This window comes from Oceanitalea stevensii, from assembly GCF_014837105.1.
GTDB classification, from domain to species: domain Bacteria; phylum Actinomycetota; class Actinomycetes; order Actinomycetales; family Actinomycetaceae; genus Oceanitalea; species Oceanitalea stevensii.
Map to the genome: position 1 here is coordinate 872238 of NZ_JACSPO010000001.1, position 14641 is coordinate 886878.

Sequence of the window (14641 nt, forward strand, 5' to 3'; positions counted from 1 at the left end):
GGGGCGCGGGCCGCCTCAGCCCAGCGCCCACTCCGTCACGGTGTCCCAGCCGCGCGTGAACCGGGCACCGACCGAGGTGTCGTAGTCGCCGTCGGGCAGCGCGGCGAGGATGGCGTCGCTGGCGGAGGCGTCGTCGGGGGCGGCGAGGACGACGACGACGCAGCCCTCGCTCTGCAGGGCGAGGTCGTGGACCCCGCTGGGCAGGAGGAGCGCGTCACGCTGGCCGACGAGCTCGGTCTGCAGCTGCTCGGCGGTCTCGCCCGGCAGCACCCCGCGCTGCTGGAGGATCCGCACGTGCGCCATGGCCCCGGCGATCTCGACCTCGAGGACCTCACCGTCCGCGGTCTCGTGGACGGCGACGTCCACCACCCGCATGCCGCTGGGCAGCGACTCGGGCGCGCTCCACCCGTGCTCGGCCATCCACGCGACGACGTCGCCGCTCACCTCGCCGCCCGCGTCGGCCAGTCCCTCGGGACGCTCACCGACGTTGCCGGAGACGACGTCGAGGATGGCGTGCGGGTCCGCCTGCGGCTCGGACATGCTCCCGACGACGACGAGCCCGACGGCGCACGCCGCGGCGAGCCCGCCGGCACCCGCCACCGCGAGCAGGACGCGCCGCCCGCGGGGCGCACGCTCCTCCGGGCCGGGCGACAGCGCGAGCAGGCGGGCGGTGAGCTCGGGGCCGGGCTCGACGTCCCACGCCCGGCTGAGCATCGTCCGCGACGCGCGCTCCTGGCCGAGCAGCCAGTGGCAGCGCGCGCAGACCGCGGCGTGGGCGAGGAGCTCCTCGGCCTCGGCGGCGGGCAGCTGGCCGTCGACGAGCGGGGCGACCCTGGACCCGAGGTGGCTCACGAGACCACCTCGCTGTCCACGGTGCCGGGGCGCAGGTGGCCCAGGCGGTCGCGGAGCATGGCGCGGCCACGGTGGATCCGCGAGCGCACCGTGCCCATCTTGATCCCGAGGGTCGCGGCGATCTCCTCGTAGGACAGGCCCTCGACGTCGCACAGGACGACGGCCACGCGGTACTTGGGCGGCAGCGCGTCCAGGGCCTCCTGGATGTCCGGGTCGACGTGCCCGTGCTCGTAGCGGCGGTGCAGGTCGTGCTGCTCGTGCGAGGCGGGCACCTCCTCGGCGTGCTCCCCGAGGTGGGTGAGCCGGACGCGGGAGCGCTTGCGGGCGCCGTCGAGGAAGAGGTTGGTCGTGATGCGGTGGATCCAGCCCTCGAAGGAGCCGGGCTGGTAGGAGTGCAGCGAGCGGAACACCCGGATGAAGGTCTCCTGGGTGAGGTCCTCGGCGTCGGCCTTGTTGCCGGTCAGCCGGTAGGCGAGGCGGTAGACCCGTGCGGAGTGGTCACGCACGATCTCCTCCCACGACGGCACGGTCCACGTGGTCTCGTCCTGAGCGGTCATGCGGTGGCCTCTTCCGTGCGGTCTGGCGACCAGGATACGGAGCGAACCTGGGGAGCACCTGGGAGCGGGACCGCGGGCGCTACGATCAGGGCGACCCTCGTCCGTGCGCACCCAGGAGGCACCACCATCGCTGCCGAGAAGGCCCTCAGCTGGGCCTACACCGAGGAGTTCGTCCCGGAGGACGACGCCACCGCCGCCGCCCGCCGCCGTGCCGAGGAGCTCGGCGCCACGGCCGTGAGCGCGGGGACCGGTGCGGCGCTGCGACTGCTGGCCGCCGCCGTCGGGGCGCGTGCCGTCGTCGAGATCGGCACGGGCACGGGCGTGAGCGGCCTGTGGCTGCTCGGCGGGATGAGCCCGGACGGCGTCCTCACGACCATCGACGTCGACACCGACCACCAGCGCGCCGCCCGGGAGGCCTTCACCGCGGCCGGCGTGAAGTCGGCTCGTACCCGCCTCATCTCGGGGCGCGCCATGGACGTGCTGCCCCGGATGGCGGACAACGCCTACGACCTCGTACTCGTCGACGCCGACCCCTCCGAGGCCGCCGACTACGTCGAGCAGGCCACGCGGATGCTCCGGGTGGGCGGCGTGCTCGCCGTGACGAACACCCTGTGGCACGACCGCGTGGCCGACCCCGCCCGTCGGGACGAGTCGACGGTCGCGATGCGCGAGCTGGGCAAGGCCGTGCGCGCGGACGAGCGTCTCACCGCGGCCCTGCTGCCCTCGGGCACCGGCCTCCTCGCCGCCGTCCGCCGCCGCTGACCCCTCCGACCACCCCCCCCATATGCGGGATTCCTGCGGCCGGACGTGCGCTCGGACCGCAGAGATCCCGCATATGCGGGCGGTTGCGGGTCAGGCTTGCTGGAAGCCGTCGAGGACGGAGGCCGAGCCGGACAGGCCCAGGCGGGTCGCGCCGGCCTCGATCATCGCCTGCGCGGCGGCGGCGTCGCGGATGCCGCCGGAGGCCTTGACCCCGAGGCGGCCGTCCACGGTGCGGGCCATGAGCTCGACCGCGTGGACGCTGGCCCCACCGGTGGGGTGGAAGCCCGTGGACGTCTTGACGAAGTCCGCGCCGGCCGACTCCGAGGCCCGGCAGGCGGCGATGATCTGCTCGTCGTCCAGGGCGGCGGACTCGATGATGACCTTGAGGACGGCGGGGGCCGGCACGGCCGCGCGGACCGCCGCGATGTCCGCCTCGACGGCGGCCCAGTTCCCGGCGAGCGCCTCCCCGAGGTTGATGACCATGTCGACCTCGTCGGCGCCGTCGGCGACCGCGCGGGCGGCCTCGGCCGCCTTGACCTCGCTGTGGTGGGCACCGGAGGGGAAGCCGCAGACGGTGGCGACGACGAGGCCCTCGGCGTTCTCCAGCGGCAGCTGGGACGGCGAGACGCACACGGCGAGGACGCCGAGCTCCCGGGCGCCGGCGACGAGCGCCGCCACCTGCTCGCGGGTGGCCTCGGGCTTGAGCAGCGTGTGGTCGATCATCTGGGCGACGGCGTGACGGGTGGTCATGTGCTTCCTCCTGGACTCGGTGGACCGAGCCTATCGGCTACGCCTCCTCGCCCACGGCGGGGTCGTCGTCGTCGACGGGGACCTCGATGACCTGCTCGAGCTGGTCGGCCTCGGCGGCCTCGCGGTCGGGGTCGACGACCTCGGGCGGGCCGTAGTCCTCACCGGTCTCGGGGTCCAGGGCGGCCACGGCCTCCTCGGGGTCGGGCAGGTCCTCGGCAGGGGGCGGGCTCACGGGGTTGCTCATCGTCTCCCTCTCTCGGGTCGCTGACGGGGCCCGTCCAGTGTGACCCGTCGGCGGGCGACGTGCAGGGCGGGCGGCTCAGGCCGGGACGGGCAGCAGCGCGGCGACGACGTGCGTCCAGCCGCCGAGCGCGGGCAGCGCCTGGGTGCGGCCGAGCAGGTCCGCGGACCGCACGGTGAAGACCGAGCCGCGCGAGGGCTCGTAGACGCGCAGCGTGCCGGGGACCGCGGCCCCGGGCGGCGGGGGGACGGCGAGGACGACGTGGCGGGGGACGGCGTGGGCGAGCCCGCCGCGCACGTCCCCGCCCGTGTACAGCGGCACGGGGTGCCCGCGCCGGTTGGCGGCCTCGACGAGCCCGAGCACCGTGGCGCCGTCCTCGGTGGTGTCGTCGACCGGACGCACCCGGTAGCGCACCCCCGGGAAGCGGGCCTCGCGCGCCGCGGTCCACGGCGGGGTGCCGAGGCCGGTGGGCCAGGGCAGGGGGCCGAGGGCGCGCCGGCCCGTCGCGGCCTTCACCCGCTGCTGGGCGGCGGCGAAGCGGTCCTCGGCGCCGCCGGCGACGTCCTCCTCGGGCACCTCCGGCGGGCGCGGGCCGGCGGGCAGCCGCCCCGTCTCCAGCCACTGCGCGAGGGCGGGGTCACCGGTGGCGGCGAGCATGACGAGCACGGCCGAGCCGCACGTCGTCGCGTCGACCTGCCGGGCCCGGGCGCCGCCGAGGAGGACGGGCAGCCCGTCCGCGGGCTCGGTGACCCCGGTCCCCGCGGCGGCCGCCGGTCCCGTCGTCACGTGCGGCAGCCGGGCGGGCGTGCGCACGGGCCGGCTCAGCGCCGCGAGCGGTGCCGTCAGCTGCCACCGGTGCCACGACGACGGCGCCACGTCAGCCCGCGATCTTCTCGAGGACGACGTCCCCCGTGGCCGCGCCGTCGCCGGCGCCGATCTCGATCCCGCCGTCGAGGGCCTGGCGGGCGCGGTCGAAGCGCTCGGGCGTGTCGGTGTGCATGGTGAGCAGGGGCTGGCCCGCGCGGACGGTGTCGCCGGGCTTGACGTGCAGCTCGACGCCGGCGCCCGCCTGGACGGCGTCGCCCTGGCGGGCGCGGCCCGCGCCCAGGCGCCACGCGCACACGCCGACGGCGTAGGCGTCCAGGCGGCCCACGACGCCGTCGTTCTGCGCGGTGAGGGTCTCGGTCTCCCGGGCCGTGGGCAGGGCAGCGTCCGGGTCGCCGCCCTGGGCGCTGATCATGCGGCGCCACACGTCCATGGCGCGGCCGTCGGCCAGCGCGGCGCGGGGGTCGGCGTCGGTGCGGCCGGCGGCGTCGAGCATCTCGCGGGCCAGCGCGACGGTGAGCTCGACGACGTCGGAGGGGCCGCCGCCGGCGAGCACCTCGACGGACTCGCGGACCTCGAGGGCGTTGCCCGCCGTGAGGCCGAGCGGGGTGGACATGTCGGTGAGGAGCGCCGTCGTGCGCACGCCGGCGTCGCTGCCCAGGGCCACCATGGTGCGGGCGAGCTCGCGGGCGGCGTCGAGGTCCTTCATGAAGGCGCCGGAGCCGACCTTGACGTCGAGGACGAGGGAGTCGGTGCCCTCGGCGATCTTCTTGCTCATGATCGAGGAGGCGATGAGCGGGATGGCCTCGACGGTGCCGGTCGTGTCGCGCAGCGCGTAGAGCTTCTTGTCGGCCGGGGCCAGCCCGGTGCCGGCCGCGCAGATGACCGCGCCGACGTCCTCGAGCTGGCGCAGGATCGCGTCGTTGTCGAGGTCCGCACGCCAGCCGGGGATGGCCTCGAGCTTGTCGAGGGTGCCGCCGGTGTGGCCCAGGCCGCGGCCCGAGAGCTGGGGCACGGCGACGTCGAAGACGGCGACGAGCGGGGCGAGCGGAAGGGTGATCTTGTCGCCCACGCCACCGGTCGAGTGCTTGTCGGAGGTGGGGCGGGACAGGCCGGAGAAGTCCATCCGGCTGCCGGAGGCGATCATCGCGGCGGTCCAGCGGGAGATCTCGTCGCGACCCATGCCGCGCAGGAAGATCGCCATCGCCAGCGCCGACATCTGCTCGTCGGCGACGATGCCGCGGGTGTAGGCGTCGATCACCCAGTCGATCTCGGCGGGGGCCAGGGCCCCGCCGTCGCGCTTGGTCCGGATGAGGTCGACGACATCGAAGGCTTCGGTCATGGTGACACCCTAGGACGAGGCGCCAGGGAGCGCCGACAGCGGGGCGGGACGCGCCCGCGGGACCGGCGGCGCTCCGCCGTCGTGAGGGACCGCCCTACCGGGCCGACCACTCGTCGAGGTGGCCGGGGCCGAAGGCCTCGGGGAGGAGCTCGGTCATCGGGTGGACGCCCGTGGGCGTCTCGACGAGGAGCTCGGGCCCGCCGTGCTCCCACAGCAGCTGGCGGCAGCGGCCGCAGGGGACGATGACCCGCCCCTCACCGTCGACGCAGGTGAAGGCGACGAGCCGGCCGCCGCCGGAGGCGTGGAGCGCCGAGACGAGCCCGCACTCGGCGCACAGCCCGATGCCGTAGGAGGCGTTCTCGACGTTGCAGCCGGTGACGGTGCGACCGTCGTCGACGAGCGCGGCCGCGCCCACGGGGTAGGTGGAGTAGGGGACGTAGGCGCGGGCGACCATGCCCCGTGCCAGCTCGCGCAGGCGCTCCCAGGTGGCGTCGTCGGTCATCTCTGGCTTCCTCCTGGTGGGCGCACTGCGCGAGCGGGCGGGCTACTTGACGTAGGGGGTGTTCTCCGCGGCGGGTGCGCGCACCCGGCCGACGAAGCCGGCGACGGCGAAGATCGTCACGACGTAGGGCAGCATGAGGAGGAACTCCCCGGGGATGCCGCTGCCGCCCATCGCGCTGAGCATGTTCGCGAGGTTGCGCGAGAAGCCGAAGAGCAGGGCCGCGGCGAGCGCGCCGAGCGGGTTCCACCGGCCGAGGATCATCGCGGCCAGCGCGATGAAGCCGTTGCCGGCGGACATGTCCCGCCCGAACGCGAGACCCGAGCCCACCGTGAAGAAGGCGCCGCCGAGCCCGGCGAGCGCGCCGCCGAGGATCGGGGTGACCCAGCGGGTGCGGATGACGTCGATGCCGACGGTGTCCGCGGCCTTGGGGTGCTCGCCGACCGCTCGCACCCGCAGGCCCCACCGGCTGCGGAAGAGGAAGAACTGCAGCGCGATGACGGCGGCGTACATGAGGTAGACGAGGATGTTCTGGTTGAAGAGCACCGGGCCGATGACGGGGATGTCCGACAGCAGCGGCACCGGCAGGGAGGGCAGCCGCTGACGCTGGTTGAGGTCGGGGTTCTCGCTGAGCACGGTGGAGAAGAAGAAGCTCGTGACACCGAGGACGAGCACGTTGAGCACGACGCCGACGATGATCTGGTCCACCCAGTACTTCACGCTGAAGAACACGAGGAGGACACCGACGAGGGCACCGGCGACGGGCGCGGCGACGACGCCGAGGTAGGGGCTGGTCGTCATCGAGGCGACGACCGCCGCGAGGAAGGCGCCGCCGAGCAGCTGGCCCTCGATCGCGATGTTGATGACGCCCGAGCGCTCGCACATGACGCCGGACAGCGCGCCGAAGACGAGCGGCACGGACAGGGCGAGCGCGCCGGTGAGCAGGGAGGTCACCGGGATGGTGCCCCCGCTGCCCTGCCAGGTGAGGAAGGCGAGGACGAAGGCGGCACCGAAGAGGGCCGGCGGCCACCAGCCCAGCGGCTGGCGGCGCGTGGCGCGGTAGCCCGCGTAGGCGGTGACGGCGGCCATGACGAGGGTGAGCACCCACAGCGCCGGGACCGTCGGCACCTCGGTGTTGGGGATCTCGGCGAGCTCCCCGCCCGTGGCGGTGCGGAACGTCGTCGTGCCCGGCTCGGTGAACAGCGTGAAGCCGAGCAGCGAGACGAGGGTGAAGACGGCCATGAAGCCGGGGCCGCGCCACTTGACGGGCGGCAGCACGACGGAGTCGCGGGCGTCGGGGCGGGTGAGCGTGGACTGGCTCATGCCGAGGCCTCCTTGGCGGCGAGCACGGTGGACTTCCCGCGCGATCGGTCCGGTGCCGGCAGACGGAAGATCGCCCGGACGAGGGGCGGGGCCGCGATGAGGAGCACGATGACCGACTGGACGACGAGGATGATGTCGATCGGAGTCTGGGTGGTGGACTGCATGAGGAAGCCACCGGCTTTGAGCGCCCCGAACAGCAGGCCCGCGGCGAAGGTGCCCCACGGGGTGGCCCGCCCGAGCAGTGCCACGGTGATCGCGTCGAAGCCGTAGCTCGCGGCGACGCCGGCGGTGAGGATCTGCTCGGTGCCGAGCACCTGCGCCGACCCGCCGAGGCCGCTGAGGCCACCGGCGATGACGAGGGCCACGATCGTCACCTTCGCGACGGAGACACCCGCGGTGCGGGCGGCCTCCGCGTTGGCGCCGACGGCCCGCAGCTCGAAGCCGAAGGTCGAGCGCTCCACGAGCCACCACACGGCGGCGGTGACGAGGATGACGAGGATGAAGCCGAAGTGGAGGCGGAAGCCCTCCCCCAGGAGCAGCGGGTACAGCGCGGTGTCGCGCACGTTGGGCGAGCGCGGCAGCGCGGAGCCGGACTGCTGGAACGCGGGCTGGGTGAGGACCCAGCCGATGAGGTACACCGCGATGTTGTTGAGCATGATCGTGACGATCACCTCGTTGGCCCCGGTCCGGGCCTTGAGGGCACCGGCGATGCCCGCCCAGATCGCGCCACCGATCACCGCGCCGAGGACGGCGAGGACGACGTGGAGGACGACGGGCAGCTGGAAGGTGAAGCCGATGTAGCCGCCGACGATGGCGCCGACGATGATCTGGCCCTGGCCACCGATGTTGAACATCCCGGCGCGGAAGGCGATGGCGATGCCCAGACCGGTGAAGATCAGCGGCACGGAGAAGACGAGCGTCTCCGTCAGCGGCCGGATCGCGCGGGTGAAGGTCTCGGCCTGGTAGTCGAAGATCGAGCCGCGGAACAGCGCGGCGTAGGCCTGGGAGACGGCGTCCCACACGGCCCCGACGAAGTCCATGGGGCGCGCGAAGAGGTAGCCGGCGGTCTCCTGGACCTGGGTGTCGGCGGCGGCGATGAGGACCGCGCTGAGCGCGAGCGCGACGACGATCGCCAGGACGGTGACGAGCCAGCCGCCCGAGAGGACGTCCCGGACGAACTGCGCGGTGCGGGTGCGGGGCTCCTCGTCGGGCACCTGCTTGGCCGACGCCGGGGACTCCTCCGCCTGCGCGACGACGTCACCGGGGTGCTCGGCGGGGCGCCGGGTCTCGTCCTCGCTCACGGCGCGGTCTCCTCACTCATGTCGTCCGCCGCGGACATCGCGGTGCGGTGCTGGGCGGCCTGGGACAGCGCCTCCTCGTAGGGGACGCCGGCCATCATGAGGCCGAGGACGTCGCGGTCGGTGTCACCGGGGACGACGCCGACGACGCGCCCGCGGTACATGACGGCGATGCGGTCGGCCAGGGCCATGACCTCGTCGAGCTCGGTCGAGACGATGAGCACCGGGGTGCCCTTGTCCCGCTCGGCGACGATCTCCTTGTGGATGAACTCGATCGACCCGACGTCCACGCCGCGGGTCGGCTGGGAGGCGACGAGCAGGCGCAGCGGGCGGGACATCTCCCGCGCGATGACGACCTTCTGCTGGTTGCCGCCGGACAGCGTGGAGATGGGGTCGTGGACCGAGGTGAGGCGCACGTCGAACTGCTCGGCCCGCTTGTGGGCGTTGTCCTCGACGACACCGGGCCGGATGCTGCCGAACGCGGCGAAGGGCTCGGTGTCGTACAGGTCGAGGATGAAGTTCTCGGCCACGGTGAAGCCGGCGATGACCCCGCCCGTGGAGCGGTCCTCGGGGACGAAGCCGATGCCGGCGCGCAGCCGCTGCTTGACGGAGGAGCCGACGAGCTCCTTGCCGTCCAGGACGATCGAGCCGGAGACCGGCTCGACGAGCCCGAGGATCGTCTCGGTCAGCTCGGTCTGGCCGTTGCCCTGGACACCGGCGACGACGACGATCTCCCCGTGCCGCACCGTGAGGTCGAGGCGGTCGACGGCGACCTGCCCCTTCGTGTCGAGCACCGACAGGTCGGTGACGACGAAGGACTCCTCCCCCGGCGCGGCGTGGTCCTTGTCGACGGCCATGCTCACCGAGCGCCCGACCATGAGGGAGGCGAGCTCGGTCTCCGAGCTCGCGGGGCTCGCCTCGCCGACGACCGTGCCGCGGCGGATGACCGTGATGGAGTCGGCGATCGCCCGGACCTCGCGCAGCTTGTGCGTGATGAAGACGATCGAGGTGCCCTCGGCCTTGAGCTGACGCATGATCGCGATGAGCTCGTCGGTCTCCTGGGGCGTGAGCACCGCCGTCGGCTCGTCGAGGATGAGCACCTTGGCGTCGCGCGACAGGGCCTTGATGATCTCCACGCGCTGCTGCACGCCGACGGGCAGGTCCTCGATGACGGCGTCGGGGTCGACGTCGAAGCCGAAGCGGTCGGAGATCTCCTTGACCCGCTTGCGCGCCTCGCGGCGGCTGATGACGCCGAGCGGCCCGGTCGGCTCGTAGCCGAGGGCCACCGACTCGGCGACGGTGAAGACCGGGACGAGCATGAAGTGCTGGTGGACCATGCCGATGCCGGCGGCCACGGCGTCGCCGGGCCCGGAGAAGGTCACGGGCTCGTCGTCGAGGAGGATCTGCCCCTCCTCCGGGTCGTACAGGCCGTAGAGCACGTTCATCAGCGTGCTCTTGCCGGCCCCGTTCTCACCGAGCAGCGCGTGGATCTCCCCGGGCTCCACGACGAGGTCGATGTGGTCGTTGGCGACCAGGGGGCCGAAGCGCTTGGTGATGCCGCGAAGCTCGAGCTTCACATCCGCTCCATCGGTAGCGGGCCGCGGCGACGCGGCCGGAGGGGTGGACGCCGCGGCGTCCGTGGCGGGCAGACGGTGACGGCCCGGCCGCGGGTGGGCCGGGCCGTCACTGTGCGTGGTGGATCAGGGAGCGTTGACGGTCTCGACGGCGAGCTCGCCCGAGATGATCTGCTCCTGGAGGGCCTCGACCTGGTCGAGGAGCTCCTGCGGGATGTCCGCGCTGCCGGTGGCGAGGCTGACACCGCCGTTGGCGAGGTCACCGATGTAGGGCTCGCCGGTGAAGCTGCCCTCGAGGCCGGCCTTGATGGTCTCGAAGACGCCCGCCCCGATCTCCTTGACGACGGAGGCGAGGACGATGTCGGCGTAGTCGGTGGAGGCGGTCCAGTCGGAGTCGACACCGACGACCCACACGTTGCCGGCGCTCTCGGCGGCGGCGGCCGCACCCAGGCCGACGGGGCCGGCGACCGGCATGATGACGTCGGCGCCCTGGGCGATGAACTGCTCGGTCAGCGCCTGGCCCTGGCCCTGGTCCTCGAAGCCGCCGGAGAAGGTGCCGTCCTGCGCCTCCTTGTCCCAGCCGAGGACCTGGACGTCGCCGTCGTTGTCCTCGTTGAACTTCGCGACGCCGTCGACGAAGCCGTCCATGAAGATGTTGACGGAGGGGATCGGCAGGCCACCGAAGGTCGCGACCGTGCCGGTCTCGCTCATGCCCGCGGCGACGTAGCCCGCGAGGTAGGCGGCCTCGGCCGTGTTGAAGATGATGGGCGCGGCGTTGGGCAGCTCGACCGGCACCGGGGCGGCGTCTGCGCCCTCACCCGGGTTGGAGAACGTCGCGTCGACGAGGCCGAAGTTGACGTCCGTGTTGCCCTCGGCGGCCGCCTGGATCGGGTCCTCGAGGAGGAAGCCGACACCGATGGTCATGTCGCAGCCCTGCTGCACCATGGAGTCGACGTTCGGGCCGAAGTCGGCGTCCGACTGCGACTCGGCGTCGTTGAGCTGGATCCCAAGCTCCTCCTGGGCGCGCATGCCGCCCTCCATGGCCGACTGGTTGAAGGACTGGTCCTCCCAGCCGCCCTGGTCGGAGATGAGGCAGGCGAGGTAGTCGACCTCCTCGGCGGACCCGGTGGTCGCCTCGGTGGTGGCCTCGCCGGCGGGCTCGGTGCTGTCGTCCTCCGGCGCGTCACCGCACGCCGCGAGTGCCAGCGTGGCGACGGCCGCGAGAGCGGTCGCGTAGATCGTCTTCTTCACGCTTGTCTCCTGGGGATGGTTGAGGCCGGTGGTCGGCGGGACGATGGAGGCGTCCCACCGTGACCTATCGGCTGCGTACGGCCGACTGTAAGCCTCCGCGGCCGCGAGATTGGCCGCATGGTGAGATTTGTCTATGTTCTGTTACACAAACGTTGCTATCGCGCGCGCACGGCCGCCGGCCCGCGGCCGGACAGGACGGGCGCCCCGCCCCGGGAGCCGGGCCGGGGCTGCGCCGCGACGCGCGGCTCGTAGCCGGCGCGCTGCGCGGTGCGGGCCAGCACCCGTGCCCCGATGCTGATCGCGCGCTCGTCCACGACGAGGTCGCCCTGGTGGAGGTCGTGCGCCGCCCCGCCGGGCGCGCGGGTGCCCAGCCGCACCATCGCCCCGGGCACGCGCGAGAGGTACCAGGCGAAGTCCTCCCCGCCGAGGGACTGCTCGGTGAGCACGACGGCGTCGTCGGCGACGACCTCCCGGGTGGCGCCGTCGAGCAGCCGCACGCACTGCTCGTCGTTGACGACGGGAGGCATGCCGCGCTGGTGCTTGAGCTCCACCTCGACGCCGAGCGGGGACAGCAGGTCCGCGACGACGTCGTCGACGAGCGTGCCGGCACGCTCCCAGGTCTCGACGTCCAGCGAGCGCAGCGTCCCGGTGACGCTGCCGACCGAGGGGATGGTGTTCGGGGCCCGGCCCGCGTTGACGGCACCCCACGTGAGGTTGGCCCCCGAGCGGGGGTCCAGGCGCCGGTCGAGCACGGCGGGCAGCTGGGTGATGATGTGGCCCAGGGCATAGACGACGTCGCCGGTGAGGTGCGGGCGCGAGGTGTGCCCGCCGGCGGACCGGACGGTGACGGTGACGTTGTCCGAGGCCGCGGTGATCGGGCCGATGCGGGAGCCGATCTTGCCGCAGGCGATCTTCGGCGCGCAGTGCAGGGCGTAGATCTGCTCGACGCCGTCGAGGACGCCCTGGTCGAGGAGCTCCCTGGCGCCGCTCGGCTGGACCTCCTCGGCGGGCTGGAGGATGAGCCGCACCCCGACGGGCAGCTGCCCCTCCTCCTGGAGGCGCGCGAGGATGAGGCCGGCCCCGAGGACGGCACTGGCGTGGACGTCGTGGCCGCAGGCGTGCGAGACGCCCTGGCGCTGGGAGCGGAAGGGCAGCCCGGTGGTCTCGGGCACGGGCAGCGCGTCGATGTCGCCGCGCAGGGCGATCCGCCGTCGGCCCCGCTCGCGCGGGTCGGGGCCGATGTCGCAGACCAGCCCGCTGCCCGTGGTGCGGCGCGGGGACAGGCCCGCGGCGGTGAGCCGGTCGAACAGGAGGGTGGTCGTCTCCTGCTCCATCCAGCCCAGCTCGGGGTTGGCGTGGATCTGGCGCCGGATCGCGACCAGCTCCTCCTCCAGCTCGGCGGCGAGCTCGGCAATTCGGTCAGCCTGCGGGACGTCCTTCACCCCAGCGACCCTAGCGCGCCTCAGCGGAGAGCGTCGGGCAGGCGGTCCACGACCTCCTTGAGCCGCTGGGCGTGGTCGGTCGTCGTCACGAGGAGCGCGTCGGGCGTGTCGACGACGACGGCGCCCGGCAGCCCGAGCACCGCGACCAGCCGGCCGGTGGCCGGGACGAGGACGGCGCCGGCGCTGTCGGCGGCCAGCGCGGGGCCCTCGCCCAGCGTCCGCACGCCGTCGGCTGCGGCCGGGAGCAGCGTCGCGAGGGAGCGCCAGTCCCCGACGTCGTCCCAGCCGAGCTCCGCGGGGACGACCGCCACGCCGCCGTCGGCGGCGACGGGCTCGGCGACGGCGTGGTCGATGGCGATCCGGGTGAGGCGCGGCCACTCTCGGGCGAGGACCTCCGCCCGGTCCGGCCCGTCCCAGGCGCGGGCGATCGCGAGGAGGCCGTCGTGCAGCGGGGGCTGGAGCCGGCGCAGGTGCTCGAGCAGCACCTCGGCGCGGACGACGAACATGCCCGCGTTCCACCGGTACCGGCCGGTGCCCAGGTACGCGGCGGCCGTCCCGGCGTCGGGCTTCTCGGCGAAGGAGGCGACGTGGAGCGCGGTGGGGGCGCCCTCGACCCCGAGGGGCGCGCCGGACTCGACGTAGCCGAAGGCGGTCGAGGGGTGGTCGGCCTCCACCCCGATCGTCACGACGTACCCGGCGCGGGCCGCCGCGACCGCCTCGCGGACGGCGGCGGCGAAGGCCTCGGGCCGGCGCACGACGTGGTCGGCGGCGAAGGAGCCGACGACGACGTCGCCGTGCCGCTCGCGCAGGAGGGCGGCCGCGAGCCCGATGGCGGCCATCGAGTCCCGGCCCGAGGGCTCGGTGAGGAGCGCGTGCCCGGCGAGCTCCGGGAGCTGCTCGCGCACCGCGGCCGCGTGCGCCTCGCCCGTGACGACCGTGACGCCGTCGGCCAGGGGCGCGAGCCGGTCCCAGGTGCCCTGGAGGAGCGTGCGCCCGCTGCCGGTGAGGTCGAGGAGGAACTTGGGGTGCGCGCGGCGTGAGAGCGGCCACAGGCGGGTGCCGGCACCGCCGGCGGGCACGACGGCGTGGAAGCCGGGGATCGGGCGGGGACTCATGCCGTCAGCGTAGACAGCGGGGACGTCCTCCCTGCCGGACGCCGGTGCCCGGGTCCCGGGCCCATGGTCCCGAGAATGTCCACGACGTGGATACCATGCTCGTGTGTCCACCACTCATACTGCAGCGCGGCAGGTCAAGGGCCGCCGTACGTCGGTCGCTCTCAAGCTCGTCATGGCCGTCACCGGCGTCATCTTCCTGCTCTTCGTGCTGGCCCACATGTACGGCAACCTCAAGGCCCTGTCCGGCCAGCAGGCCTTCGACGACTACGCCCACCACCTGCGGGTGCTCGGCGAGCCGATGCTGCCGGAGTCCGGCTTCCTGTGGGTCATGCGTCTGGGCCTCATCGTCAGCCTCGTGCTGCACGTGTGGTCCGCGACCGTGCTCACGCGGCGCAAGCGCGCGGCCCGCACGCAGAAGTACGTGATGAAGAAGTCGGTGTCCTCGAGCCTGTCCTCGCGGACGATGATGTGGGGCGGGCTGGCCCTGCTCCTGTTCATCGTCTTCCACATCCTGCAGTTCACGACCCTGACGATCGAGGTCGGCGGCTCCTTCGACAGCCCCTACGACCGTCTCGTCGCCGCCTTCGAGACGTGGTGGCTCGTGGCCATCTACGTCGTCGCGATGATCGCGCTCGGCATGCACCTGCGCCACGGCATCTTCAGCGCCGTGCAGACCCTCGGCTGGTCGAACCGCACCCGCCAGCCGAAGATCAAGGCAGCGGCCCTGGCCGTCGCGATCCTCGTCGTCGTCGGCTTCCTCGTCCCGCCGCTCGCCATCGCCTTCGGGCTCGTCTAGACCCGCGGAGTAGT

15 protein-coding genes are annotated in these 14641 nt (G+C 73.5%); 2 read left to right on the plus strand and 13 right to left on the minus strand.

Translation table 11 applies throughout. The annotated features are described in order from the left end of the window. Positions 1 to 15: 15 nt before the first annotated feature. Both H9624_RS04020 and sigE read right to left on the minus strand, forming a co-directional pair. Positions 16 to 852 carry an anti-sigma factor gene (locus H9624_RS04020; RefSeq protein WP_251838591.1) on the minus strand — a complete coding sequence of 279 codons (837 nt, stop codon included), beginning with the start codon at positions 850 to 852 and terminating at the stop codon, positions 16 to 18. Next, positions 849 to 1409, minus strand: coding sequence for an RNA polymerase sigma factor SigE (sigE, locus tag H9624_RS04025; protein WP_251838592.1), 561 nt, complete (start codon positions 1407 to 1409; stop codon positions 849 to 851). The genes H9624_RS04020 and sigE overlap by 4 nt, the downstream gene beginning before the upstream one ends. 126 nt (positions 1410 to 1535) lie before the next feature. Between sigE and H9624_RS04030 the strand changes: the two genes are divergently transcribed. Next, the gene (locus H9624_RS04030; protein WP_251838999.1) at positions 1536 to 2171 is read left to right on the plus strand and encodes an O-methyltransferase; all 636 of its coding nucleotides are present in this window, start codon (positions 1536 to 1538) and stop codon (positions 2169 to 2171) included. 90 nt (positions 2172 to 2261) lie between these two features. Here H9624_RS04030 and deoC read toward each other — a convergent pair whose 3' ends face one another. The 11 genes from deoC to H9624_RS04085 all read right to left on the minus strand — a co-directional run bounded on the left by deoC (position 2262) and on the right by H9624_RS04085 (position 13831). Then, positions 2262 to 2921, minus strand: coding sequence for a deoxyribose-phosphate aldolase (deoC, locus tag H9624_RS04035; RefSeq protein ID WP_251838593.1), 660 nt, complete (start codon positions 2919 to 2921; stop codon positions 2262 to 2264). 37 nt (positions 2922 to 2958) lie between these two features. Then, positions 2959 to 3165, minus strand: a complete 207-nt coding sequence (locus H9624_RS04040) for a hypothetical protein (RefSeq protein ID WP_251838594.1) — start codon at positions 3163 to 3165, stop codon at positions 2959 to 2961. 75 nt (positions 3166 to 3240) lie between these two features. Beyond that, positions 3241 to 4038, minus strand: coding sequence for a hypothetical protein (locus H9624_RS04045; protein WP_251838595.1), 798 nt, complete (start codon positions 4036 to 4038; stop codon positions 3241 to 3243). Between the two features lies 1 nt (position 4039). Next, entirely contained in the window at positions 4040 to 5329 is a 1290-nt protein-coding gene (locus tag H9624_RS04050) for a thymidine phosphorylase (RefSeq protein WP_251838596.1), read from the minus strand. Positions 5330 to 5423: 94 nt separating this feature from the next. Beyond that, the gene (locus H9624_RS04055; protein ID WP_251838597.1) at positions 5424 to 5831 is read right to left on the minus strand and encodes a cytidine deaminase; all 408 of its coding nucleotides are present in this window, start codon (positions 5829 to 5831) and stop codon (positions 5424 to 5426) included. A gap of 42 nt (positions 5832 to 5873) precedes the next feature. Next, positions 5874 to 7151, minus strand: coding sequence for an ABC transporter permease (locus H9624_RS04060; RefSeq protein WP_251838598.1), 1278 nt, complete (start codon positions 7149 to 7151; stop codon positions 5874 to 5876). Then, positions 7148 to 8452: an ABC transporter permease gene (locus H9624_RS04065; protein ID WP_372435094.1), complete on the minus strand. Its 1305-nt coding sequence runs from the start codon at positions 8450 to 8452 to the stop codon at positions 7148 to 7150. Before H9624_RS04065 ends, H9624_RS04060 begins: the two co-directional genes overlap by 4 nt. Beyond that, positions 8449 to 10026, minus strand: a complete 1578-nt coding sequence (locus tag H9624_RS04070; RefSeq protein WP_251838599.1) for an ABC transporter ATP-binding protein — start codon at positions 10024 to 10026, stop codon at positions 8449 to 8451. The genes H9624_RS04065 and H9624_RS04070 overlap by 4 nt, the downstream gene beginning before the upstream one ends. A gap of 123 nt (positions 10027 to 10149) precedes the next feature. Next, entirely contained in the window at positions 10150 to 11274 is a 1125-nt protein-coding gene (locus H9624_RS04075) for a BMP family lipoprotein (protein ID WP_251838600.1), read from the minus strand. A 155-nt stretch (positions 11275 to 11429) separates the two neighbouring features. Beyond that, the gene (locus tag H9624_RS04080) at positions 11430 to 12716 is read right to left on the minus strand and encodes an amidohydrolase (protein WP_251838601.1); all 1287 of its coding nucleotides are present in this window, start codon (positions 12714 to 12716) and stop codon (positions 11430 to 11432) included. 20 nt (positions 12717 to 12736) lie between these two features. After that, entirely contained in the window at positions 12737 to 13831 is a 1095-nt protein-coding gene (locus H9624_RS04085) for a mannose-1-phosphate guanylyltransferase (RefSeq protein ID WP_251838602.1), read from the minus strand. Positions 13832 to 13934: 103 nt separating this feature from the next. Between H9624_RS04085 and H9624_RS04090 the strand changes: the two genes are divergently transcribed. Then, positions 13935 to 14627, plus strand: coding sequence for a succinate dehydrogenase cytochrome b subunit (locus H9624_RS04090; RefSeq protein WP_251838603.1), 693 nt, complete (start codon positions 13935 to 13937; stop codon positions 14625 to 14627). Positions 14628 to 14641: the final 14 nt, after the last annotated feature.

Bases quoted from the DNA above. Each gene is read 5' to 3' on its own strand.
- H9624_RS04050 (WP_251838596.1), bottom strand. From the start codon at position 5,329: ATGACCGAAGCCTTCGATGTCGTCGACCTCATCCGGACCAAGCGCGAC.
- H9624_RS04085 (WP_251838602.1), bottom strand. From the start codon at position 13,831: ATGAGTCCCCGCCCGATCCCCGGCTTCCACGCCGTCGTGCCCGCCGGC.
- H9624_RS04040 (WP_251838594.1), bottom strand. From the start codon at position 3,165: ATGAGCAACCCCGTGAGCCCGCCCCCTGCCGAGGACCTGCCCGACCCC.
- H9624_RS04055 (WP_251838597.1), bottom strand. From the start codon at position 5,831: ATGACCGACGACGCCACCTGGGAGCGCCTGCGCGAGCTGGCACGGGGC.
- sigE (WP_251838592.1), bottom strand. From the start codon at position 1,409: ATGACCGCTCAGGACGAGACCACGTGGACCGTGCCGTCGTGGGAGGAG.
- H9624_RS04060 (WP_251838598.1), bottom strand. From the start codon at position 7,151: ATGAGCCAGTCCACGCTCACCCGCCCCGACGCCCGCGACTCCGTCGTG.
- deoC (WP_251838593.1), bottom strand. From the start codon at position 2,921: ATGACCACCCGTCACGCCGTCGCCCAGATGATCGACCACACGCTGCTC.